Source organism: Mesorhizobium sp. M7A.F.Ca.US.002.01.1.1, assembly GCF_004022955.1.
Classification (GTDB): domain Bacteria; phylum Pseudomonadota; class Alphaproteobacteria; order Rhizobiales; family Rhizobiaceae; genus Mesorhizobium; species Mesorhizobium ciceri.
The window spans coordinates 1-23,207 of sequence record NZ_RZQE01000017.1 but is presented as its reverse complement, the minus strand read 5'-3'; the positions used below and the strand labels follow the sequence as shown (position 1 = coordinate 23,207).

Below are 23,207 nucleotides of genomic sequence, written 5' to 3'. Positions count from 1 at the left end.
AGGGATCATGCGCGGAGGACGATAGGCCGGCAAAGGAGCGGGCCAAGCGTGTGATAATGGCGCCCATGGTCACGCCCACAAGCCGCGCCCCCTGCGTCTACGGAGAGGTGCGCGTCTGTTTAGGCGGCCGAGACATCGCTTACCTGATCAACGCGCTCGCCGTATTTGCGCCTGTAAGCGGCAATGAAATCGTCGTCGCTACAGATGCAGCGGCCGCTGGAGTCCTTGGCCTTCGGATCGTGCAAGTGAGAGCCAAGGGGGCGCAGAAGATTCACCCGAGTGCTCGTCGTCGGGCTCATGGGAAACCCCGCACTATGTTTGACCAAATCCGCGGCAAGCATAATCCCGGCAAGCACCGACTGAAAGGCCATCGGAACCACAGTTCGAACGCGGCGACTTCCTTCGCTAAGCTGGAACACCAGACCGCCGCAGATAGCCTGCTGATAAAAGGAGCGCAGGGGCTGGCCGACAAACGGGGCTAGCGGTTCAAACGGCACAGCCATCGCTGTAGCCACGCGAACTACAAAGTCGTTGGGAACTCCGGCATTGGTCTGCAGGAGCGTTTTCACCTGCTCGTGTGCTTCCGGTATTCCGAGTTCCTCGGCAATCAGCTGGTGCTCGTCCTTGGATTTTCCGGATGGCAGGTACATGCAACAAAGGCAAGCCTGGCCGTCATCGAAACCATGCCGGGAGATACCGAGATCGTGCTCCTGCGTCCAAGCGTTTGCGATCCATCGCGGCAGTGCACCTTGGACAGCCAGACGGTCGGCGGCGGTGTCAAGCGCCACACCCACTTGGTCGAAGACCCAATTGCCCCGGCGCGCAACATATTCTGCCCACGTCAGAGGGTGCGCCTCGACCTCAAGGGCAGTCGATCTAAGGGCGGTGGCTGCAAGAACCGCTTTGGACATACCAATCTCCGCCTGGCCAGCCAATGCGTAGCGCTGCAGGTTTGAGAGTTCGATCGCTTCGTGATCGATTACATGCAGACGACCTTTGAGATCGGGTTGTCTCGCTAGCGCCCAAAGCGAGCCATGGCCTATCGCACCGAGCCCAACGAGGTGGGTTTCGCCAAGGTCGACTGGGAAGTCGATCGGGCCAGGCTCTCCGGCTTTGGTCTTGTCGTAGCTGCATAGCGAGAGGTCGATGGTTTCGTCCAACTCGGCGCCGGTCAACTGGGCAGCGAAGATAGTTCGAAAGACGTTGGCGGCGCCGAAGCAACTGGCGGCGCCAGCTCCATAAGGCAGCAGACTTGGGCCAGAGCCCACCGGGTCCGTACGCGACAGCTTTGCCGCCCAACCGTCCGATCCCACGAAAAAGATCGGGCACCGGAGTGATGGGCGCGTTACCCCTGCAACGACGCAGACGGTGGCAGACTTGCCGGAACGCCGGATGCCGACTTTTGGATTGATCGACTTTGCCAAGCGCTCCAGCGCTTGGGCTTGAGAGCTCGCCGCGCTGTCCAGCGGGAGTATCGCCAGAACCGGGTAGAGCCTAGCGAGCAATCTCACCGCAAGATCTAGTGTCGCCTGGCCTTCGGCGCAGGAAGCGGCCTGATGGTCGAAGGCGACTGCCACGACCTGCTTTTCAAGAGCTGCTTTGAAGTCTCCCAGATGAAAATCGGCCAGGACCTGAGATGCCGCCGTGGCGGCGCGATCGATGAAGTTAGCGAATGCCATTGTTCAACTCGATATCATGATCATTCGCGACAGTGCCGCGGGAGGGAGCGCATTCCATTTGGCCTTTTCGTCAAGCCGATAGGCGGCGACCCGAGCAAAATCGAAAGGCTCGCGGGCGAAATTCGGCACTACCAGCGACAGACACCCAACCGTGGTAGCAACCGCATAAGCGTCGTCCGTCGTCGAATGGTAGGCGCGGCCCGGATGGCTGTGAATCTGGGCCAAGAGTTTCAGGCCGCTTTTGTAGAGCCAGACATTGAGCCGGTGCAGTTCTTCGGCCGCAACGATCACGCAAACGCCATCGTTTGTCCGAATGTGACGCTGCGCCGGGATAACCGTCTCTGTTACGGCAAAGTGCCGCTCTTGCTGAACGCCGACCCAGAGCGCCATCCCCTCATTGCCCTCGCGACCAACTGAGCGCAGATGCCCATGCGTGGTCGAGATGCAGCCGCGCGGGAGAGTCACGATCGTTACATCTCTCAAACCAGTCATTCTTGTATCGCCTGAGGGGATACCACCATTCCTACGATTGTCGGTTGGAGTTGAATCTGCAACTGCTCTATAGGAACGATTCCGTACTTGATGATCTTGTCCAGGATGAAGGCCAAACAGCCTTCGCCAGAACCCCGATGAAGCAGCCATGGATCACCTGAATGGGCTGGATTGTCGTGGTATTCCCGGACGCCCGCCATGCACAGGAATGGTTCGTCCTCGGGACTGTTGGCCTGGATGAAGTCCGTCAGCGGCACGGCGTTCTGCTGGATGAGAGCTCCTATCATCTCCGGCGGCGTTCCGGGCAGCGGCGGACGTCTAAGCATTTTCAGGTATAGATCTTTCCGGGCAATCGGATGACGCGTAAACGGATCGACGAAGACCACGGACGGTGGTCTTAAGTCGTAGTCGGTGAAGTCGACCTCGCTCGCTGCGCTGACCACCCGTGGCTTTAACTTGGGGCTGGCGAAAATGAAGAAAGCGCGCGGAAAGGTCGCCTCGATCAAGAAGCAGCCCTGAGCCCGATAGACATCAGCATATGGCCGGAACCGGCCGATCTCCCGATCAAACTTCGCTCGGGAGACCTCCGGATCCACACTTTGGTGTTTAGGCACCTGCGACGCCCGCCTTCAGGCTGAGGAACAGGGTCACAGTATTCGGGAAACCGAAGTCGCCAAGCTTCTTGTCGACATCGAGCAAGTTGCCGGCCTCATCCTTGAATTCCCAATTCTCGGCTGGTTGGGCGACATTCTGCGTGTTCTCAAGGGCTTTGGTACGAATGACGTGAAGCGGCTGGTTGGGATTGGCTTCGACCTGCGTGGGCTGGCCGTTCACCACCACCGTGATCTCGATCTTGCCCGGTCCGCCGCCGTGATTATCGCCCTTACCCGAATCCTTCGACATTGTCCTACTCCTGTGGCTTGCCAACCGCCCCACGCCCTGGCGCCCACCTGCGAGTGAGACCGGCGGTCTTCAATCGTTCACCCGGCGCCACGGCCGCGAGTACGCGAAAGACAGGGGATAAGCTACCGAATCGGTGCTTGCCTTCTTTTATGGGTGACTTGAGCCGCAAGTAAATGGTCTCAAATTGCTCCTCACAACTATAATCGATTAGAGCAATGCAAAAATATTGGCGACACGCCTATTCATCTGCTCTCTCACTCGCCTGCTCCGTGCTTGGCAAGGGGAGCTTTGACTGCGTCACGCGTCCCCCAAGCAGCCGATTGCGCCGGCAGCGCCGTAGGAACCGTCGTTCAGAGTCTTCACCACTCAAGCAGCCGCATGGATGCAGCCGACGCTCGTCTCCACAAACAGCGCAAGTGGTGCCTTGTTGGATAAGGTCGCCTCGTCCCTGGTGCAGCATCTGTCGGAACGGGTCCGCTGCGAGACCATGCCTCATCATCGCGCATGCGCAGCAGCCGGCGGTCGATGCTCGTAAGGCGTTCTGCTCATTTCGTGGCGAAGGCGCTGCTCGACTCGCGGACATATGCGGGCACCGAGGCGGAGGCTGACCAGTCGGCGCCGCGTTCGCGGATGTCGCTTGCAATGTGCTCGCGTGCGTTTGCCGCCGGCGACCTTGCCGTCCTCGCCTGCTATGGCGAGCCGGCGCAAGCGGATTGCTCGATACTGCCGGCGAGGCTGCGGGCCGGTCCTAACGGCCGTTCACAAGAGCTTGCATCAGCAACTGGCAATCGGATCGATAACTTCGCGATCGCCGTTATGGCGCGGAGATGCGGTCTCGCCGGGTTGTGGCTGGCGCTTCGTTGTGGGCGGCGCGTCGTAGCCGAGGGAGCAGGGGCGGCGCCATGATCCAGACCGAACGCGCGCTGCAGCAGGTGCTTGAGTGGGGGCGTGCCCTGACCGGTTTCGCGGATGAGCATGCTGAGGAAGCGGTAAGGGGCGGCCAGTATATCCTGCAACGCATTCACCCGAGCCTGCGCGACACCAGCGCCCGCACCGGCCGCGATCCGCAGGACGAAACGCTGATCGTGGCGTTCTATCGCGAACTGGCGCTGCTGTTCTGGCTAGACGATTGCAACGACGTTGGCCTGATCGCGCCGGAGCAGCTCGCCGCCCTGGAGCAGGCGCTGGGGCACGGCGTACCGTGCGTGCTCTCCGGATTCGAGGGCTGCGCTCAGCTGCGCGCTTCGCTGGCTGCGCTCGCTTACGATCGTCACGACTATGCTCGGCTTCTCGACTATACCCGGTGCTACTGCGCGGCGCTGCGCGCCGGACACGCGCAGGCGGCAGGGGCGCGACGCTGGTCTTACGCCGAGTACCTGCACAACGGCATCGATTCGATCGCTTACGGGACCGTGTTCTGTTGCCTGTCGCTGCTGTGGGGGCTGGACATGGCGACCTTGCGCGCGCGTCCAGCGTTTCGCCAGGTCCTGCGGCTCATCTCAGTGATAGGGCGCCTGCAGAACGATCTGCATGGACGCGACAAGGACAGGTCGGCCGGCGATAACGCGGCGATCCTGCTTCTGCAGCGCTATCCGGCTATGCCTGTGGTTGAGTTCCTCAACGACGAGTTGGCCGGCCATACGCGCATGCTGCACCGGGTGATGGCGGAAGAATGCTTTCCCGCGCCGTGGGGACCGTTGATCGAGGCGATGGCGGCGATCCGCGCGCAGTACTACCAGACTTCGACCAGCCGCTATCGCAGCGACGCTGCAGGGGGAGGCCAGCGTGCGTCGGCCTGGACGCGCCGGAGGCGGCGGCTTGGGCGCGCTGCCGTCGGTTCGATCCGACGCAACGCCGTCGCCCGCTGCTACGGATGGAGCGAGCATGAGCGACACCGCCCTGAGCCGGGGAAGGACGAACATCTGGACATCGTGCTGGATCGGCGAACGGCGCCGGCCACGGTGGCCGCTGGCTGGGAGTACATCCATCTCGAACACTGCGCACTGCCCGAGTTGGACCTGACGCAGATCGACCTGCGCGCCTCGCTGCTGGGCAAGGCTATGCGCGCGCCGCTGCTGATCAGCTCTATGGCCGGCGGCATGCCACGGGCCGAGGCCATCAACCGGCATTTGAGCGAGGCAGCGCAAGCCTTGGGGATCGCCATGTGCGGTTCGCAGCGTGTGAGCCTGCAATCCCGCAACTCCCAGGGGCTAACGCGCGCGCTGCGCCGCCTGGCGCCAGACATTCCCTTGCTGGCCAATATCGGCGCCGCGCAACTGCGGGAGGCCGACGGCCTGGACCTGGCGCGTCGCGCGGTGGACGCGCTGGAGGCCGATGGGCTCATCGTCCATCTCAATCCGCTGCAGGAAGCGGTACAGCCGGAGGGCGACCGCGAACTGGCGCGGCGTCCTGGCGCTGATCGCTGGCGCCGCGCGCATCGTGGGCGTGCCGATGGTGGCCAAGGAAGTGGGGGCGGGCCTGTCCGCCTCGGTGCCTGTGCGCTCGTCGAGGCGGGCGTGGCGGTAATCGATGTCGCCGGCGCCGGCGGCACCAGTTGGGCCGCAGTGGAGGGCGAGCGCGCCCGCAATGCCGCCGACCGTGCAGTGGCGATGTCATTCGCCGATTGGGGGATTCCACCCTGACCAGCGTGCAGGCGGTGCGTCGGGCGCTGCCAACGGTGAAGCTGATCGCGTCGGGCGGGATCCGCGATGGCGTCGACGTGGCCAAGGCCATCCGCCTGGGCGCGGACATCGCCGGGCAGGCGGCCAGCGTGCTGGGCGCGGCGACAGTGTCCACCGGGGCCGTTGTCGCGCATTTCGAGATCGTCATCCGCCAGTTGGCCGTCGCCTGCTTCTGCACGGGCTCGGCTGATCTGGCGGCGTTGCGTCAGGCGCGCTTGTTGCCCTCGTCGCATTTGTCCGCCGGTTGATGTCGGCGTCGTCCGCACGCTAACAGCAGGCTGCTGAAATACCTACGCCAAAGACAGACTATTGATCCCCCTGGCGAGACGGCTCGATTGACGGGAGCGATGTGTTCATGGAGCAGCTGTTCACGATGAAGCGGTTGGAAGATTTCGTTCCAGCCGGTCATCCTGGTGCCCGCACCGGCTGATGATCAATGGAGCGCTGGTGCGGCTAGACGGCATCCTTTCCGGCATGTACGCCTGCAGTGCCAAAGGCGGTCGCCCCAGCGTTGCGCCGGAGAAATTGCTGCGGGCCGTGTGTTGCAGGTGTTCTACAGCGTCCGTCGGAATTGATGCAGCAGGTGCTGCTGTGGCAAGGCCAAGACCCGGGAATGCCGTCAGCTTTGATCAGGCGCTTCGGGCCGTCGGAAACGCGCGAAGAGTCCGGCTTTCGAAAAAGGCCGAACGCCTCAGATAAAGCCAGAACTCCTTGGGTCACCATCAAACCAATTTGACGCCCCGGGACAATTTCGTCCGGCATTGTCCGGTGTGCGACGATGTTGGGGATGCGACATAGGCGGATTGCCGTGTATTTAAACCGCTTTTCCTTTGGCACGCATATTGCGCCCTATCGGTAAACCTCGTCATGGGCCGGCGGCAATCGCTCGGAGATTGTCGAAATAGCACAATGATTTCTGCCGGGGTGACATCCGGCCCGACTAGAGCAGGACCTTTCAGATGATGCAGAAAAGCAAGCGGCCATACTCGCGGGGAAATAGTCGCGTCAGGGCTGCATGGACGCTCTTTCCTGGTTGTTTCGGCGGCGGACGCCAACTCTTCAATCGGCACCCGAACCAGTGCCTGGATGTCCAAGGAGCGCCCCTGTTGCGCGTGCCTGGCTGCACCCGCGTGCTGGCTCTCCTCCAAGGCGACGCTTCGGCGCTGCTGCAGACCGGCGACGAGAACCCAACTTCAAAATTAGCATTCCGAAAACCGAAAGAAGTGAACAGGTATGTCCAGGATCGGCGCTTTGACGCGCGCCGCATGGCGATCGGCAACTCAGACGCTGGCCAAGGGTTCGAAAAGTTTACACCCGACGCTAGCGCCGGCCGATTTCAAGCGCGCACTTACGATCAACGATCGATATGGCGGGCTCACTGTCAATGTCCCCAAAATGCCTTTCTGGCTGACCGGGGGTGAAGCCTTCGTCTACCGCCGGACTAGCCACGGCGAGCAGCAGTTCATGCAGGTCGATGCTGCCACGGGTTTCAAGCGGCCCGCTTTCGATCAGGCGCGTCTGGCGGCAGCGCTAAACAAGGTGAGCCATGAGAGCTATCAAGCCGGCAATCTTCCGTTCGACCGTTTCGAACTGAGTGAGGATGGTCGCAGGCTCGACTTCCAGATTGAAGACACCCGGTGGAGCTGCGACCTTGCAAGCTATGACTGTACCAGCACCACATTCGATGCAAGGAAAGGGGACCGTAGGGAGCTCAGCCACCGCTACACGCCGCCAGCGGAGAACAACCCCGACAAGAGCAACGCGTCGCCCGACGGCAAATGGATCGCCTATATCAAGAACTGCAACGTTTTCCTGCGCAGCGAGGACGGATTGCAGGATGTTCCTCTGAGCCGGGACGGAGCCGAAGGCAATTGCTACGTCTTTTCGACGCTGAGCTGGTCGCCGGACTCGCGCCACCTCGCCGCTTACCTTGTTCGCCCCGGCTATAGGCGAGAGGTCCGCTACCTCAATTCTTCGACGGACCAGTTGGAGCGGGAATATTCAACAAAATTCTATCCCAGGCCGGGCGATGTCCTTCCGCTGCCCCAGCCAGTCCTGTTCGACATTGCCGGCCGGCGCCAGATCGTGATTGACGGTGCCCTCTTCTCGAACGTCTTCGAACTTTCCCCTCTCCGGTGGTGGGCGGACAGCCGCGGCTTCACTTTCGAATATAACCAGCGCGGGCATCAGCTTTATCGCCTGGTCGAGGTAGACGCCGCCTCGGGCCGCGGGCGCTCCCTGATCGATGAGACCAGCGAGACATTCGTTGATTATTTGCCGCTGGGGCATGGCCAGGAGGATGCCGGAAAAATCTTCCGTTACGATGTCGATGACGGGAAGGAGATCATCTGGGCATCAGAGCGCGACGGGTATGAGCATTTGTATCTTTTCAACGGCCGGACAGGCGCGCTCGAAAACCAGATCACGCGAGGTGAGTGGGTCGTCCGGAGGGTCAACCATGTCGATCCGGTCAAGCGTCAGATCTGGTTCGAGGCGAGCGGGATGAACTCGCAGGAGGACCCCTATTGGGTCCATGCTTACCGCATCGGCTTTGACGGCAAGGGACTGACTGCACTGACGCCCGAACCGGCCAACCACCATATCGAGTTCTCGCCTGACAGGCGCTATTATGTCGATCTCTGGTCACGCATCGATCTGCCCCCGCGCATGGCACTCTACCGCGCCAGCGACAATGCCAAGCTCCAGCAGATCGAGACGGCCGACATTTCTGAGCTCGTCGCCGCAGGCTGGCAGCCGCCGCTCAGTTTCCATTCCAAGGGGCGCGACGGCAAAACTGACATCTGGGGCGTGCTCCACCTGCCAGCCAACTTCGACCCGACGAAGAAATACCCGGTTGTGGAGAATATCTATGCTGGACCCCACGGCTCCTTCGTCCCAAAATCCTTCTCGCGGTGGACAGAGCCGCTCACGCAGCTGGGCTTCGTCGTTGCTCAGATCGACGGCATGGGCACCAACAACCGCTCCCGCGCCTTCCATGATGTTGCTTGGAAGAATCTGAAGGACGCAGGATTTCCCGATCGCATTCTGTGGCACAAGGCGGCGGCCGCGCAATATCCATGGTACGACATATCCAACGTCGGCATTTTTGGCGCATCCGCCGGCGGCCAGAGTGCAGTCAGCGCGCTGCTCTTTCACCCCGATTTCTACAAGGTCGCCGTCGCCAAAAACGGCTGCTTCGACAACAGGATAGACAAGACCTGGTGGAACGAACTTTGGATGGGGTGGCCGGTCGGCATTGAATATTCGCAATCCTCCGCCGTTGACAATGCTCACAGGCTGCAGGGCAAGCTGATGATCGCGGTCGGCGAAATGGATGATAATGTCGATCCGTTTTGCTCGTTCCAGCTTGCCGATCGACTCATCAAGGCAGGAAAAGATTTTGACATGGTCTACGTTCCTGGTGCCAATCACCATACTCTAGGCACCTACACCGAGCGCAAACTCCTAGACTTCTTCGTTCGCAACATTCTCGGTCAGACCCCGCCCGACTGGAACACCAAACCGATCGAGCTGGAATAGCTTGTGGCTCTTGCAATTGTTAGCTCGCCTTATCAGCTGTAATCAGGGCGAGGCGCGAGCAAATCTGCACCGAAGGACGATCGTGGAGTCTAGGACTTGCGCTGCGTATTGAGGATCGGCTCGCCGCGACGTTGGTCTGAGCAAACTGCTTGATAGGCACGCCTGCAGACCGCGTGTGTGCGATTGCAAGATCCCCTATCAGCCTGGTGTGAAGCGTTCAGGGGAAAAGCCGCACCCAACGCCGCTTCCGCTCGCCGTAACGCTACGGCGGTGCGGCCCACCGATCCGCTCGACGAGCATTGGAACACATAGGTCCCCGAACGGACGATTGCCTTGGCAATAGAAGACCCTCGTCGGTCATCGCCGCTGTGGGTGGCAGCCCGTCGGTCTGGAGCTGCCACGATTCTCATCCTCGCGTCACATATGAGCTGAAGCTTTCCGGATCGGGTATCCAATCGGCATCCAGTTGCTCGGCGATATGGTTGAATTCTGCCCTCAGGACAAGAGTGAGTAGAGCAGCCCCGCTACGAAAATCCCATCCTGGTTCGTTTGACGCATCGACTATTCAGATTGATTGGCGTGATACCCGGCGCGGCCGCAACACGCGAGGCCGTCAACCGCTGAGCAGAAAACCAGCCTTCGCCTTCCGCGGCGGCGGACCTCGTCAGCCTCTCGAAAGCTTGCCTGAGTAGGTTGCTCATGTGATCTGTGGAAGTGAGGATAGCGTGCACCCGTACAAACTAGACATTCATCGTGGCAGCTTGGCTGCAGGTGCAGCACGCCGTACCGCACGAGCAAGCGGACAGGCCGGCCAAGCCGGTTTTGAGCAGCACTTGGGCGAACTGCAGGCGGCGGACGAGTTGATGGGTGCGCTAGGCGAGGAGGTCCTCGTCAATGGCTCGCATGGTAAAGGTGAGTTGAGACCAACGAAGAGGCAGAGGATCCAAAGCAATCTGCAGCATGCTGTCACTGAGCGGCAACCAGGTGAGGTTGGCAACTCAGGCGCTCGCGTGATGATGCAACTCCCCACCGATCAGGTGGGTACATCGGAACGGGAGGCGCAACTTGTGATGCAGGGGGACGAGCACGAATACACCCCAGCACCGCATCTCGACGGGTCGATGCCCTCGACAGTGCAGCCGGATCGTCCAATTGTGGTCCCCGACGGTGCCGACAAGCGTCCTGTTTATTCCAACGATGCCACCGCCATCGAAGGGCTGAAGTCAGCACTCCTTGCGGGTAAAGCCAGGCCGGACACGGTCACTCGCAGCACAAATTCTCTTTTCGGCTTTAGTCGTTGGCTCTTTCAAAACAACAAGCCAGGGCTTGCTGCTCGGCTTTACCATCCGTCGCTGAGCCAGGATCTCGAGGAGTACGAGAGTAGGGGTGGTTCCTCCACCGTGGCTGGCGCACTGCGTCAATTGATGAAGTCGATGGGCGGAGCCGGCCCGATTGTGGGTCGCGCTGTCCTGAACCCCCATCCTGACGACGCCGCGCTCACCAGACATTTCAGATCCGCGAGCGGCTACGCAACTGCTCTTAACCATTTCAGTCATTACCTACGTCAAAATGACAAGCTCGGAATTGCGGGTCGCATTTACGATAAATCGCTGGATAAAGATGTTGAGAGCTACAAGGCCGCCTCCTCTAATGGTGGAGCTCCGATCGAATCTGCGCTGGTTTATCTCCGCAAGAACCCGCCGCGCGTTATACTCGGGAATCATCTGGAAAACGCGGTCAGCATGGAGGCTCGTCCCCGTGGCGACGCTGCTCAGCATACCGCACCACAGCAGGGATTCGATTGGCCAGAGGAGCTCCTGCCGGTAGGTTATAAGGAGGGCACCGATCTACCATTGTCTCTCGCCCCAACCGCGCACCAACACCAAGCGCCCGACTTTGGAGAGGCCGTCCCTCACTTGAACTGGCGCCACGGCGACCAGGGCGCCCCGGAGGAGCTGGTAGCTGCACGGGACAGGAGCAGCCCGCTGCCAAGCGAGGCGGTGCCACATAAATCTGGACGGGGACTCGCTACGCAGCCCAGATTGTGGGCGGAGAAATCCGCCTCGCCAGAGCTCTTTCGACGGCGGGCGGAGCAGGCTCTGCCGGCGTCCGCCAGAGGTGTGGAGACATCCTCCGCGGTTGATGAAGCCGCGCAGGCCGCTCGCCAAGCTTTGGCTTGGTTGCAGCAGGAGATGGAGGGGATCGAACCGATGCAGGATCCTCATGAGGTGGCTACACCGGAATGTGAGGCGCAGCTCGTCAGGCAGAGGGATGAGCACGAATCCACCCCAGCACCGCATCCCGGAGGTGGTGGGTCGATGCCCTCGACAGTGCAGCCGGATCGTCCAATTGTAGTCCCCGACGGTGCCGACAAGCGTCCTGTCTATTCCAACGATGCGACCGCTATCGAAGGGCTGAGGGCAGCATTCCACGCGGGTAAGGCCAAAGCGAACACGGTCACTTACAATGTAAATTCTCTTTTCGGCTTTAGTCGGTGGCTCCTTCAAAACAACAAGCCAGGGTTTGCTGCTCGGCTTTACCATTCGTCGCTGGATCAGGATCTCAAGGAGTACGAGAGTACGGGTGGTTCCTCCACCGTGGCTGGCGCACTGCGTTACCTCAAGAAGTCGACAGGCGGAGCCCCGATTATGGCTCGCCCTGTCGTGATCCCCTATCCTGACGATGCCGAGCTCATTAGAAATTACAGAGCCGCTTCGACCAAGGAGTACCTGGCAGCGCCTGCGACCGGACGGAATCCAGATACCGTGGGCGGCTATACAAATTTTCTTAGACATTTTAGTCAGTACCTGCGTCAAAATAACAAGCTTGGGATTGCGGCTCGGATTCACGACAAATCGCTGGATAAAGATGTTGAGAGCTTCAAGGCTGTCTCCTATGGTAATAGGCTAAGTATCAGTTCTGCATTGGCTCACCTCCGGGATATCCTGCCGCGCATTGTGCTCGGGCGCGAAACTGTCCTTTCTGCTCATCCGGCAGACGCAGTCACCAGGCGCGTTGGGGCCGCTGCTGAAGCTGGGCCAGCGGCACCGGCAAGAGCTCCCCAACCCGCCTCGCCAGCAACCGCTAGGCTGCCAGGCACCTACCGCGGCCTTCCACTGGTTGATGTGACCACACTGACTACCAGTTCCTCTGGGGCTCAGATCGGGGCGCTCGATCCGACAGCCCCGTCCAACGTTGCAACGGGGCGGGTGCTCGGCGCCGCCGAATGGCTGAGCGACGCCCATATCCAGAGAGATTACAATTTGCTGGAGGGGCAACTGCAGGGGATCAATCCGGCGCTCGCTGCCCGGACTCGGCTGGTGGATCCTTCCGTATCCCATCTACTGCGACACACGTCGCCGCAAGACGCTCGAGGCATATTGCAGTCCATCTATAATCAAAACAACGCCACAGCCGACTTCCTGTTCTTGCCAGTGAATAATGGCACGGCTACTAGCCCCGGCACCCATTGGTCGCTGCTGCTCGTTGATCGCCGCGACCCGGAAAGGCGGTTCGCCTATCACTACGACTCCCTCCAGCGAGAGGGATATAACGACGTGCCTGCAAAACAGCTCGCAGGACTGCTGAATGCCACCTTGGCGCCAGCCCCCATGGCCAGACAGACGAACCATTATGATTGCGGCGTATTTGTCCTGGAGGGCACGTGGGCGCTGGTTGAACGATTGGTGAAAGGGCAGCGGCCAGACCACGAGCCGCTGCCCCTCGACAACCTCGTTGCCGATCGGCAGGCGCTGCAAGACCGGCTAAGGAGGCGCTTGCCGCACGAGGAAGAGCCGCGGCAGCTGCTGGAGGATGAACCCGCCTCCCCACCGATGATGGCATTCGAGCCAGGGGAACTGCGGCAACTGTTGGAAGACGAGCCTGCCTCCCCACCAATGATGGCGTTCGAGCCAGGGGAACTGCGGCAACTGTTGGAGGACGAACCTGCCTCCCCACCAATGATGGCGTTCGAGCCAGGGGAACTGCGGCAACTGTTGGAGGACGAGCCTGCCTCCCCACCAATGATGGCGTTCGAGCCAGGGGAACTGCGGCAGCTGTTGGAGGATGAACCCGCTTCCCCACCGATGATGGCGTTCGAGCCAGGGGAACTGCGGCAACTGTTGGAGGATGAACCCGCTTCCCCACCGATGATGGCGTTCGAGCCAGGGGAACTGCGGCAACTGTTGGAAGACGAGCCTGCCTCCACTTGGGCACAAATCAATTCGACCCCACATGCGCGAGCGGACGGTGTTCATCAGCCAGCCCAGGCGCCGTGGCTCCCTGAACGCAGAAGATAACTTTGCGGAGGAGCGGTCACGCAACTGTCGGCGGCGCCGGGCCTCAGGGTGAATGGAAAGGATGGAGTGGCGGATGGTGTCGCGTGAAGGCGCAACACGCGTGCTGACCGACCTGCATACGTAGGAAGTCGTTCATTGCTCCCAAATCGTATGTGAGGAACATTCCTGTCCCGGCTGCGCCGCGCGATGCTAGGTCGCGTTGTTCAGCGGGCCAAGCCGATGACACCTACGAAGCTACTGATCGGGCAGATCGCCGTTGTGTGCGCAATTGTCATTATCGGCGTATGGACGGCAACCCAATGGTGCGCTCAAATGCTGACCTACCAGACGCCTCTCGGCGCACCATGGTTTCTCTTCGCCGGCTGGCCAATCTACAAGCCGTGGAAGCTGTTTGAATGGTGGTTCCACTTCGATGCTTATGCGCCGGAGGTCTTCGACAAAGCCGGTACGCTTGCAGGCGCCAGCGGATTCCTGGGTTGTGCCGCCGCAATCGCTGGCTCGCTTTTGCGCGCGCGACAGCGCGGGTCGGTTACGACCTATGGGTCTTCACGGTGGGCCACGACTCATGAGGTCGAGACGGCAGGGTTGTTACGGCCGGCGGGCGTTTTCCTCGGTAGGCTGAACGATCGCTATCTGCGCCATGACGGCCCGGAGCACGTCATGGCATTTGCGCCGACGCGTTCGGGCAAGGGCGTGGGGCTGGTTGTTCCAACGCTACTTTCCTGGACCGGGTCTGCCATCATTCATGATATAAAAGGCGAAAATTGGCAGTTGACCTCCGGCTGGCGGTCGAAATTCTCGTACTGCCTTCTGTTCAATCCGACCGACCCGAGATCGGCACGCTACAACCCGCTGCTGGAGGTGCGCAAAGGCCCAGATGAGATCCGGGACGTTCAAAACATCGCCGACATCCTCGTCGATCCCGAGGGCGCGCTGGAGCGACGGAACCACTGGGAGAAGACCAGCCATTCACTCCTAGTTGGCGCCATTTTGCACGTGCTCTACGCTGAAGAGGACAAGACGCTGGCCCGCGTCGCCACCTTCCTGTCGGACCCGCAACGCTCGTTTGCCGCAACGCTACGGCGGATGATGACGACAAACCATCTCGGGACGGGGCATAACCCTCAGGTCCATCCCGTAGTGGCCTCGGCGGCTCGCGAACTCCTGAACAAGTCGGAAAACGAGCGCTCAGGCGTCCTCTCGACCGCCATGTCCTTTCTCGGGCTTTATCGTGATCCAACGGTCGCGGCGGCCACTTCGTCCTGCGACTGGCGCATCGCTGACCTAGTGGATGGAGAGCGACCGCTGTCGCTCTATCTGGTCGTGCCGCCTTCGGATATCTCGCGCACCAAGCCTTTTGTGCGACTGATCTTGAACCAGATCGGCAGGCGGTTGACGGAGCGTCTGGAGGGGGACCCGAAGAAGAGCCGTAAGCATCAGCTGCTCATGATGCTGGACGAGTTTCCGGCGCTCGGTCGCCTCGACTTCTTCGAAACGGCGCTCGCCTTCATGGCAGGTTATGGCATTCGCTCCTATCTGATCGCACAATCTTTGAACCAGGTTTCAAAGGCCTATGGCGAGAACAATGCTATTCTCGACAATTGCCACGTGCGAATTGCCTTTTCCTCCAATGACGAACGCACGGCCAAGCGCATCTCGGATGCCCTCGGCACCGCAACCGAACTTAGGTCGATGCGCAACTATGCGGGCCATCGGCTTGCGCCCTGGCTTTCACATGTCATGGTGAGCCGCCAGGAAACCGCGCGCCCGCTCCTGACGCCAGGCGAGGTGATGCAATTGCCGCCGTCAGACGAATTGGTCCTGGTTTCTGGGTTGCCGCCGATCCGCGCCAAGAAGCTGCGCTATTATCAGGATCAGAATTTCACAGATCGGGTGCTGCCTGCGCCGGTGCTGCACGACGGACCCTATGCGGACTGCCCTGCATCACGCCCGGACGGCTGGACTGGACAAGTGTGCAGCGTCGATAGCCGACTTGCTGCGGACGAGGAAAGCGCCGACGCGCCAGTTGAAGACGAGGGAGGCGTTCAGCAGCAACGCCATCCAAGCCTGCCCGAAGAAGACGTTGTTGTCTCTCAAGAGCCCGATCAGGCCGATCTGTACAAGCCCGCAGACGATGACAGCGAAGCGCTCGCGGACAAGCGTGTCATGGATCGGATTTCCACTGCGGCCCGCGTCTACGGTATCAACGAGGGCAGGGGCGACGATGTCATTCCCGGCTTCTGAAGTCCGCTGAGTTGCAGAGCGCACCTCAGCGTAGATAACGGCCATAAGCAATTTTGAGCGTCTGGCCGATGCTTCTCCCGTCGCCGGCGCAACGCCGGGCCGTCGGAACGATCCGCATGAAGCCGCACCGCATTCGCCATCAGTTTCTGCTTGAGCCGGAGCTCAGCGAGAAACTGGACAACCTCAGTCGCGATCCGTCAACGACCAAATCAGCGATCGTGGGGAAGGCGATCGAGGCGTTCATCGAGCGGCGTGGCGAGAGCGAGTTCGATCGGCGCTACGGCGTAAGGCTTGACCGGCTCTCCCGCGATCTTGCCCACGTCAGGCGCGATTCCGAGGTGATCCTGGAGAGCCTGGCGCTCTTCATCCGCTTTTCGATCACCCTTCACGCCCACACGCCGGTCCCGGATCGGGCAACGCAGGCTATTGCCCAAGAGCGTTTCGAGAAATTCGTTGAGAAGGTCGGCCGCCAGATCGCTTCCGGCAAAAAGTCGCTTAGCAAAGACAATGGTGGGGGAGGGGAAGGATGAGCTCTCATCCCGAGGCCGACCACCGGCGGCGTGTCATGCTGCGCACCGCCATGGGTCCGGCAATCACCGAAGCCCTGGCCGATCCGTCCGTCATCGAGGTGATGGTCAATCCCGACGGCGCGCTGCGACTCGACCGGTTAGGCGAAGGTCGGGTCGATACCGACGTTCACATGCACCCGTCCGAGGCAGAACGTATCATCCGCCTGGTTGCTTCGCACGTGCGCGCCGAGGCGCACGCCGACAACCCGATCGTCAGTGCCGAATTGCCGTCTGGCGAACGCTTCGAAGGCCTGCTGCCACCTGTGGTGTTGGCGCCATGTTTTGCCATCCGCAAGCCCGCCGCGAAAGTCTACACCCTGGCCGACTATGTTGCCGAACGCATCATGCTGCCGCTGCAGGCCGATGCGCTGAAAAAGGCCGTCCGCGAGCGGCGCAACATGCTGATCGCCGGCGGCACTTCCTCGGGGAAGACAACACTCGCCAACGCTCTGCTGGCTGAAGTCGCCGAATGCGACGATCGGGTGATCCTGATCGAGGACACACGCGAACTGCAGTGCGCGGCCAGGGACTGCGTTGCCCTGAGAACAAGGCGGGGCTCGGTCACCCTTGCCGATCTCGTGCGCTCGACGCTGAGGCTCAGGCCGGACCGCATCATCGTGGGCGAGGTGAGGGGCGCGGAAGCGCTCGACATGCTGAAGGCATGGAACACCGGGCACCCAGGCGGCATCGCTACCGTACACGCCAATTCCGCGCGCTCGGCTCTCTATCGCATTGAGCAACTCGCCCAGGAAGCGGTGGTCACCGTTCCCCGCCGGCTCATCGCTGAGGCGATAGATCTGATCGTCTTCATAGCGGGACGCGGCTCGTCGCGCCACATCGACGCAATCGCCGAGGTCACCGGTCTCGACGGCAGCGGCGATTACGCCGTTGCCCCGCTCACGCTTTCGCAACTCCAGCAGCTTTGAAAGGCCTTCCTCATGCGCAAGAAGCTTCGCTTTCTTTCGTCCACAGCGCTCGCGTTTCTTATCACGGCCCCGGTTTATGCCGCCGGCTCCGGCATGCCGTGGGAGCAGCCGCTGCAGCAGATCCTGGAGTCCGTGCAGGGACCGGTCGCCAAGATCGTTGCGGTGATCATCATTATCACCACCGGCCTGACGCTTGCCTTCGGCGACACCGCCGGTGGTTTTCGGCGCCTGATTCAGATCGTCTTCGGTCTGTCGATCGCCTTCGCGGCATCGAGCTTCTTCCTCTCCTTCTTCTCCTTCGGTGGTGGGGCGCTCGTCTGATGGCCGCCGGGGAGCAGCATATCGAGGGCTTCGCAGTACCGGTCCACCGGGCGCTGACCGAGCCGATCCTGCTCGGCGGGGCTCCGCGCGCGGTGGCGATCCTCAACGGTACAGTGGCCGCGGCCATTGGCTTCGGCTTGCAGCAATGGATTGCTGGTCTGGTGCTTTGGATCGCAGGCCACTCGTTAGCGGTGTTTGCCGCAAGACGCGATCCGGACTTCGCCAGCGTGCTTGTGCGCCACCTACGTCTGAAGGGGTGGCTTGCATGCTGAACCTTTCGGAATATCGAAGCAAAGCCGACCGGCTTGCCGACCATCTACCCTGGGCTGCCTTGGTGGCGCCCGGCATCGTGCTCAACAAGGACGGCAGCTTTCAGCGGACGTTGCGGTTCCGCGGCCCGGATCTCGAAAGTGCGACGGAGGCTGAACTCGTCGGCATTTGCGCCCGGGCGAACAATGCTCTCAGACGCCTTGGCTCTGGCTGGGCATTGTTCTTTGAGGCCGAGCGCACAGAAGCGCTGGGCTATCCGAACTCGCATTTTCCTGACGCCGCGTCGTGGCTGGTCGACGAAGAACGCCGCGCTGCTTTCGAGGGGAAGGTAGCGCACTACGAGAGCCGCTATCATCTGACCTTGGTGTTTATGCCACCGCCGGACGCCCAGGCGCGCGCAGAAAGCACGCTCGTCGACTCTCATTATTCCCGAGGAGAAAGAGACTGGCGCCAGGATCTGGCGAGGTTCCGTGACGAGACCAACCGCGTGCTCGATCTCTTCTCGGGTTTCATGTCCGAAGTACGCGTCCTCGATGATGCTCAGACGTTGACCTACCTCCACGGCACGATTTCGCCTCGTCGCCATCCTATCATGGCCCCGGAAACGCCGATATATCTGGATGCAATCCTGGTCGATGCGCCGCTTACCGGTGGCCTGGAGCCGATGCTGGGTGAGCAGCATCTTCGCACACTGACCATCCTCGGCTTTCCGAACCTCACCCGGCCCGGAATCCTCGATACCCTCAATCATCAGGATTTCGCCTATCGCTGGATGACGCGCTTCATTCCGCTCGAGAAAACGGAAGCCACGAAGACGCTGACGCGATTGCGCCGGCAGTGGTTTGCCAAGCGCAAATCGATCGTGGCAATCCTACGCGAGGTCATTACCAACGAGCCGGTCCCGCTTGTCGATAGCGATGCCGACAACAAGGCGCTCGATGCCGACGAAGCCCTTCAGGCATTGGGCGGTGATCATGTGAGTTTCGGCTATCTCACCACCACCGTGACGGTGTGGGGCGAGGATCGCCAAGCCGCTGCAGAGAAGCTTCGCGCGGTCGAGCGCATCATCAATGGGCTCGGCTTCACCACGATCCGAGAAGGCGTCAATGCGGTCGAGGCTTGGCTCGGCTCATTGCCTGGCCATGTCTACGCTAACGTTCGCCAACCGCTCGTTCATACATTGAACCTTGCCCATCTCATGCCGCTGTCGTCGGTTTGGGCCGGTCCTGCGACAAACGAGCATCTCGCGAAAGTCACCCAAACCGAAGCGCCACCGCTTTTCGTTGCCGAGACCAGTGGGTCGACACCGTTTCGGCTTTCCACCCACGTCGAAGATGTCGGCCACATGCTGGTTGTTGGTCCGACCGGCGCCGGCAAGTCGGTTCTGCTTGCTCTGATTGCTCTGCAGTTCAGGCGCTACGCCGGCGCCCAGGTTTATGTCTTCGACAAAGGCAATTCGGCCCGTGCTGCAACACTTGCCATGGGTGGAGAACACCACGCGCTAGGAGCGGACGGTTCCCTTGCCTTTCAGCCACTGCGCAGCATCAACGACCAGGCTAGCCGAAGCTGGGCGGCCGAATGGATCGCCAGCCTTGTTGCCCACGAGAACGTCACCGTCACGCCGGAGGTGAAGGAGGCTATTTGGTCAGCGCTGGCCAGCCTTGCCACCGCGCCGGCGCAGGAACGCACACTGACCGGTCTTTCGGTCCTGCTTCAATCCAATGCGCTGAAGACCGCATTGATGCCCTACACGCTCGACGGTCCCTTCGGCCGCCTGCTCGATGCCGATCATGATGGGCTGGCCTTGTCGGATGTGCAGTGTTTCGAGACCGAGGAGTTAATGCACAGCCAAAGCGCTTTGCTGCCGGTGCTTACCTATCTGTTCCAGCGACTTGAGGAACGGTTCGACGGACGGCCCACGCTGATCATGCTCGACGAGGCGTGGGTCTATCTCGACAATCCGCTGTTCGCCGCCCGCATCCGCGAATGGCTGAAGGTGCTGCGAAAGAAGAACGTGTCGGTTGTCTTCGCTACGCAGTCGCTGGCTGATATCGCGGGCTCTGGCATAGCGCCGGCAATCATCGAAAGCTGCCCGCAGCGCATTTTCCTTCCCAATGATCGTGCCGTGGAACCCCAGGCGCGCACAGCCTACGAGCGCTTCGGTTTAAGCGAGCGGCAGATCGAATTGATCGCCCGCGCCACGCCGAAGCGTCAGTATTATCTGCAATCGCGCCGCGGCAACCGTCTGTTCGAGCTCGAGCTTGGCCCCATCGCTCTTGCGCTTTGCGGTGCTTCCGATCCGGCCACGCAGACTCTGATCGACAGGATCATGTCCGAAGACGGGCAAGGCAGCTTTGCCTCGCAGTTCCTGATCGCGCGCGGCCTCGATTGGGCCGGCGAACTTCTCAAGCAATTCCCTCAACCAGACAAGGAGCAATTCTCATGATGCGGCGACGCCTTCTCTCCGGCCTGATCACCGTTTCCCTGATCGCCAAGCCTATGGCCGACTATGTGCAGCCCGCCTACGCCCTTATCGTGTTCGATCCGTCCAATTATGCGCAGAACGTGCTGACGGCCGCGCGCGCATTGGAGCAGATCAACAACCAGATCCAGTCGCTGCAGAATCAGGCGACCATGCTGCAGAACATGGCGCGCAATCTTCAGCGTCTGGATTTCTCTTCCGTTGGCCAACTCACCGGTTCGCTCCATCGCATCGACGGCTTGATGGACCAGGCGAGTGGCCTCAGCTTTGATCTGGGCAAGCTTCAAGACCAGTGGCGCAGCCAATATCCGGAAAGCTACGACGCCACGATCAAAGTCAGCGATGTGGCGAGTGCTGCGCGGGAGCGTTGGCAAACCGCCATGCAGGCGTTCCGCCAGACCATGGGTGTCCAGTCGCAAATCGTCGAGAACGTCCGCGCCGACGGCGATCTGCTCGCCGATCTCGTCAACCGCAGCCAAGGGGCGGCCGGTGCGCTTCAGGCAAGCCAGGCCACCAACCAGCTGATGGCGCTTTCGACAAAACAGCAGATGCAGATCCAGACGCTGCTCGCAACGCAGTTTCGAGCTGAGGCCGAGGATGCCGCCCGCAAGGCCCAGTCAGACGAAGCCGCCCGCGAGATGACGAAGCGATTCTTGGGTACCGGCTCGGCTTATCCCGGCAATTAATCACGAGTTCATCACGACGAGAAAGGCAGCGGCATGAACGACCTTGGCGTCATCGATCGCTTCATGGAGACCTTCATCCGCTACATCGACAGCGGGTTCGGTCTGCTATCGGGCGACCTCGCCTTCCTCACTACCATTCTGATCGGCATTGACATCACACTTGCCGGCCTGGCGTGGGCGCTCGGCGACGAAACCAGCGTTCTCGGCCGGCTTGTCCGCAAGGTGCTCTATGTTGGCGTCTTCGCCTTCATTCTGAACAATTTCAAGAACCTCGCCGATATCGTTTATCGTTCTTTTGCCGGTCTCGGGATTAAGGCGTCGGCCGGCAATCTGTCGGCAGACAATCTCTTGCGCCCGGGCCGCATTGCCGCGACCGGTTTCGAAGGTGCTTGGCCAATGCTTGACCAAGCCAGTCAGCTCCTGGGCTTCCCGGAAATCTTCGGCAACGCACTGACCATCTTCGTGCTGCTGATGGCCTGGTTCCTGGTCATCATCGCCTTCTTCATCCTTTCCATCCAGCTTTTCATCACCATCCTTGAGTTCAAGCTCACCACGCTGGCAGGTTTTGTTTTGGTTCCATTCGCACTTTGGAACCGTTCAGCGTTCCTGGCCGAACGCGTGCTCGGCCATGTTATCTCGTCAGGCATCAAGGTGATGGTGCTCGCCGTCATTGTCGGTATCGGCTCCACGCTCTTCGGGGAGTTCGCTTCCGCATTGCAAGGCAAGGAGCCGGATCTTGCCGGTGCCATGTCCCAGGTACTGGGCGCACTGGCATTGCTTGGCCTTGGCATTTTTGGGCCGGGGATCGCGTCGGGTCTTGTCTCAGGCGCACCGCAGCTTGGGGCGGGCGCCGCCCTCGGCACGACCGCGGCGGCAGCGGGTGTATCACTCGTTGCTGGAGGCACAGCATTTGCTGGCGCGCGTATGGCAACCAGCGGCGGTGTCGCCGCCATCCGAGCCGGCACAACAATGGGATCGGCTGCTTCCACGTCATGGCAGATCGGGCGCGCAACCTCGCCCGACGCTGGCCTCTCCGGTGTGGCTGCTGGAATGCATGGTGTAACCAGTGCAGCTGGCGGCGCCGCTATACGCATAGCGCGATCCGCCACTGCAAGTGTTGGGCGCAACGCCGATGCCGGGCGCGATGCCGCGTGGACCGCGACCGGCGGCACGCCGACAGCGCCAATGACCGAACGCTCTGCCGGTTCGGCCACTGTTTCGGCGCCGACGTGGGCAAGGCGCCTACGTTCTGAACAGACCGCCCGTGCAAATCGCCACGCTGCCATGCAAGCTGTCCGAGACGGAGACCGGCCGGGAGGCAGCGCCACCCCCTCTCTCAACGACAAGGATGACTAGATGCTCTTCAAGCGACCCGTGCACCGTTACGGCAAAACACCCGAACCGGTCACGCCGTATCAAAAAGCCGCCCAGCTGTGGGACGAGCGCATCGGCTCATCTCGACTGCAGGCCAGGAACTGGCGGATCATGGCCCTTGGCTGCCTGGCCTTGGCGACCGGGCTTTCCGGCGGACTCGTATGGCAGTCGATGCAAAGCCGTGTCGTGCCTTATGTCGTCGAGGTCGATGGCTTCGGCGAGACGCGCGCCGTCGCGCCGGCGATCCGGAATTATGAGCCCTCGGATGCTCAGATCGCCTGGCATCTCGGCCGCTTCATCCAGAATGTCCGTTCCGTTTCCACCGATCCGGTTTTGGTACGGCAGAACTGGTTGGCAGCGTACGACTTTGCTAGCGATCGCGCAGCGCTCTTCCTCAACGAATACGCCAAGGCGAACGACCCCTTCGGTCAGATCGGAACGCGCAGTGTTTCGGTACAGGTCACCAGCGTGGTCAGAGCCTCCGAAAGTTCATTCCAGGTCAAATGGACCGAGCAGGTGTTTGAGCGCGGAAGCCTTGCCAGCACGATGCGCTGGACTGCGATCCTCACGATCGTGATTCGCTCGCCAAGCAATACGGATCAGCTGCGCAAGAATCCGCTCGGCGTCTTCATCAATGCCATTGACTGGTCACGCGAGCTCGACAGCGCCGTCCCAACCCCCCTTTCTCCGACGGAGTCCACCAATGAAAGGTAAAATGTCACCGATTCGTGCCGTGCTGATC

Annotated in this window: 15 protein-coding genes and 3 pseudogenes; 14 read left to right on the top strand and 4 right to left on the bottom strand. The window is 61.1% G+C overall.

The features are described 5' to 3' along the window. Positions 1-119: 119 nt before the first annotated feature. Genes EN932_RS04090 through EN932_RS04075 form a run of 4 tightly spaced genes read right to left on the bottom strand, consistent with a single transcriptional unit; the run spans position 120 to position 3,074 of the window. Positions 120-1,679, bottom strand: coding sequence for an E2 ligase fold family C protein (locus EN932_RS04090; RefSeq protein WP_024505651.1), 1,560 nt, complete (start codon positions 1,677-1,679; stop codon positions 120-122). Between the two features lie 3 nt (positions 1,680-1,682). Beyond that, a complete protein-coding gene (locus EN932_RS04085) occupies positions 1,683-2,171 on the bottom strand; it encodes a Mov34/MPN/PAD-1 family protein (RefSeq protein ID WP_024505652.1) in 489 nt (162 codons plus the stop codon). Beyond that, complete coding sequence (locus EN932_RS04080) at positions 2,168-2,785, bottom strand: putative metal-binding protein (protein WP_024505653.1); 618 nt, start codon at positions 2,783-2,785, stop codon at positions 2,168-2,170. The genes EN932_RS04085 and EN932_RS04080 overlap by 4 nt, the downstream gene beginning before the upstream one ends. Continuing rightward, positions 2,778-3,074 carry a DUF2604 domain-containing protein gene (locus EN932_RS04075; protein ID WP_024505654.1) on the bottom strand — a complete coding sequence of 99 codons (297 nt, stop codon included), beginning with the start codon at positions 3,072-3,074 and terminating at the stop codon, positions 2,778-2,780. Before EN932_RS04075 ends, EN932_RS04080 begins: the two co-directional genes overlap by 8 nt. Before the next feature lie 902 nt (positions 3,075-3,976). On the opposite strand from EN932_RS04075, the pseudogene EN932_RS04065 reads away from it, so the two are divergent. From EN932_RS04065 to trbF, 14 genes and pseudogenes are all read left to right on the top strand, one after another. Continuing rightward, positions 3,977-4,870: pseudogene (locus EN932_RS04065) on the top strand (hypothetical protein); the annotation flags it as partial. Positions 4,871-4,958: 88 nt separating this feature from the next. Further along, positions 4,959-6,003 (top strand): annotated as a pseudogene (fni, locus tag EN932_RS04060) (type 2 isopentenyl-diphosphate Delta-isomerase). Positions 6,004-6,089: 86 nt separating this feature from the next. Further along, positions 6,090-6,321, top strand: a pseudogene (locus EN932_RS38705) (IS5/IS1182 family transposase); the annotation flags it as partial. Between the two features lie 667 nt (positions 6,322-6,988). Further along, positions 6,989-9,295, top strand: coding sequence for a S9 family peptidase (locus EN932_RS04055; RefSeq protein WP_063169235.1), 2,307 nt, complete (start codon positions 6,989-6,991; stop codon positions 9,293-9,295). Positions 9,296-10,128: 833 nt separating this feature from the next. Further along, a complete protein-coding gene (locus EN932_RS04050) occupies positions 10,129-13,593 on the top strand; it encodes a Ulp1 family isopeptidase (protein ID WP_063169234.1) in 3,465 nt (1,154 codons plus the stop codon). Positions 13,594-13,812: 219 nt separating this feature from the next. Next, entirely contained in the window at positions 13,813-15,837 is a 2,025-nt protein-coding gene (locus EN932_RS04045; RefSeq protein ID WP_063169233.1) for a conjugal transfer protein TraG, read from the top strand. 116 nt (positions 15,838-15,953) lie between these two features. Then, positions 15,954-16,367: a CopG family transcriptional regulator gene (locus tag EN932_RS04040; protein WP_063170364.1), complete on the top strand. Its 414-nt coding sequence runs from the start codon at positions 15,954-15,956 to the stop codon at positions 16,365-16,367. Continuing rightward, on the top strand, positions 16,364-17,332 hold the full coding sequence (gene trbB, locus EN932_RS04035) for a P-type conjugative transfer ATPase TrbB (protein ID WP_024502850.1): 969 nt from the start codon (positions 16,364-16,366) through the stop codon (positions 17,330-17,332). Before EN932_RS04040 ends, trbB begins: the two co-directional genes overlap by 4 nt. A gap of 12 nt (positions 17,333-17,344) precedes the next feature. Next, positions 17,345-17,653, top strand: coding sequence for a TrbC/VirB2 family protein (locus tag EN932_RS04030; RefSeq protein ID WP_024502851.1), 309 nt, complete (start codon positions 17,345-17,347; stop codon positions 17,651-17,653). Next, positions 17,653-17,925: a VirB3 family type IV secretion system protein gene (locus EN932_RS04025; RefSeq protein WP_024502852.1), complete on the top strand. Its 273-nt coding sequence runs from the start codon at positions 17,653-17,655 to the stop codon at positions 17,923-17,925. The genes EN932_RS04030 and EN932_RS04025 overlap by 1 nt, the downstream gene beginning before the upstream one ends. Further along, positions 17,919-20,369 carry a conjugal transfer protein TrbE gene (gene trbE / locus EN932_RS04020; protein WP_063169232.1) on the top strand — a complete coding sequence of 817 codons (2,451 nt, stop codon included), beginning with the start codon at positions 17,919-17,921 and terminating at the stop codon, positions 20,367-20,369. The genes EN932_RS04025 and trbE overlap by 7 nt, the downstream gene beginning before the upstream one ends. After that, positions 20,366-21,091: a P-type conjugative transfer protein TrbJ gene (gene trbJ, locus EN932_RS04015; RefSeq protein WP_024502854.1), complete on the top strand. Its 726-nt coding sequence runs from the start codon at positions 20,366-20,368 to the stop codon at positions 21,089-21,091. Before trbE ends, trbJ begins: the two co-directional genes overlap by 4 nt. A 33-nt stretch (positions 21,092-21,124) precedes the next feature. Further along, a complete protein-coding gene (trbL, locus tag EN932_RS04010) occupies positions 21,125-22,447 on the top strand; it encodes a P-type conjugative transfer protein TrbL (RefSeq protein ID WP_063169231.1) in 1,323 nt (440 codons plus the stop codon). Next, the gene (gene trbF, locus EN932_RS04005; protein ID WP_063169230.1) at positions 22,448-23,179 is read left to right on the top strand and encodes a conjugal transfer protein TrbF; all 732 of its coding nucleotides are present in this window, start codon (positions 22,448-22,450) and stop codon (positions 23,177-23,179) included. The last annotated feature ends 28 nt before the right edge of the window (positions 23,180-23,207 follow it).

Bases quoted from the DNA above. Each gene is read 5' to 3' on its own strand.
- trbJ (WP_024502854.1), top strand. From the start codon at position 20,366: ATGATGCGGCGACGCCTTCTCTCCGGCCTGATCACCGTTTCCCTGATC.
- EN932_RS04090 (WP_024505651.1), bottom strand. From the start codon at position 1,679: ATGGCATTCGCTAACTTCATCGATCGCGCCGCCACGGCGGCATCTCAG.
- EN932_RS04030 (WP_024502851.1), top strand. From the start codon at position 17,345: ATGCGCAAGAAGCTTCGCTTTCTTTCGTCCACAGCGCTCGCGTTTCTT.
- trbE (WP_063169232.1), top strand. From the start codon at position 17,919: ATGCTGAACCTTTCGGAATATCGAAGCAAAGCCGACCGGCTTGCCGAC.
- EN932_RS04025 (WP_024502852.1), top strand. From the start codon at position 17,653: ATGGCCGCCGGGGAGCAGCATATCGAGGGCTTCGCAGTACCGGTCCAC.
- EN932_RS04045 (WP_063169233.1), top strand. From the start codon at position 13,813: ATGACACCTACGAAGCTACTGATCGGGCAGATCGCCGTTGTGTGCGCA.
- EN932_RS04040 (WP_063170364.1), top strand. From the start codon at position 15,954: ATGAAGCCGCACCGCATTCGCCATCAGTTTCTGCTTGAGCCGGAGCTC.
- trbB (WP_024502850.1), top strand. From the start codon at position 16,364: ATGAGCTCTCATCCCGAGGCCGACCACCGGCGGCGTGTCATGCTGCGC.
- EN932_RS04075 (WP_024505654.1), bottom strand. From the start codon at position 3,074: ATGTCGAAGGATTCGGGTAAGGGCGATAATCACGGCGGCGGACCGGGC.
- EN932_RS04055 (WP_063169235.1), top strand. From the start codon at position 6,989: ATGTCCAGGATCGGCGCTTTGACGCGCGCCGCATGGCGATCGGCAACT.
- trbF (WP_063169230.1), top strand. From the start codon at position 22,448: ATGCTCTTCAAGCGACCCGTGCACCGTTACGGCAAAACACCCGAACCG.
- EN932_RS04085 (WP_024505652.1), bottom strand. From the start codon at position 2,171: ATGACTGGTTTGAGAGATGTAACGATCGTGACTCTCCCGCGCGGCTGC.
- trbL (WP_063169231.1), top strand. From the start codon at position 21,125: ATGAACGACCTTGGCGTCATCGATCGCTTCATGGAGACCTTCATCCGC.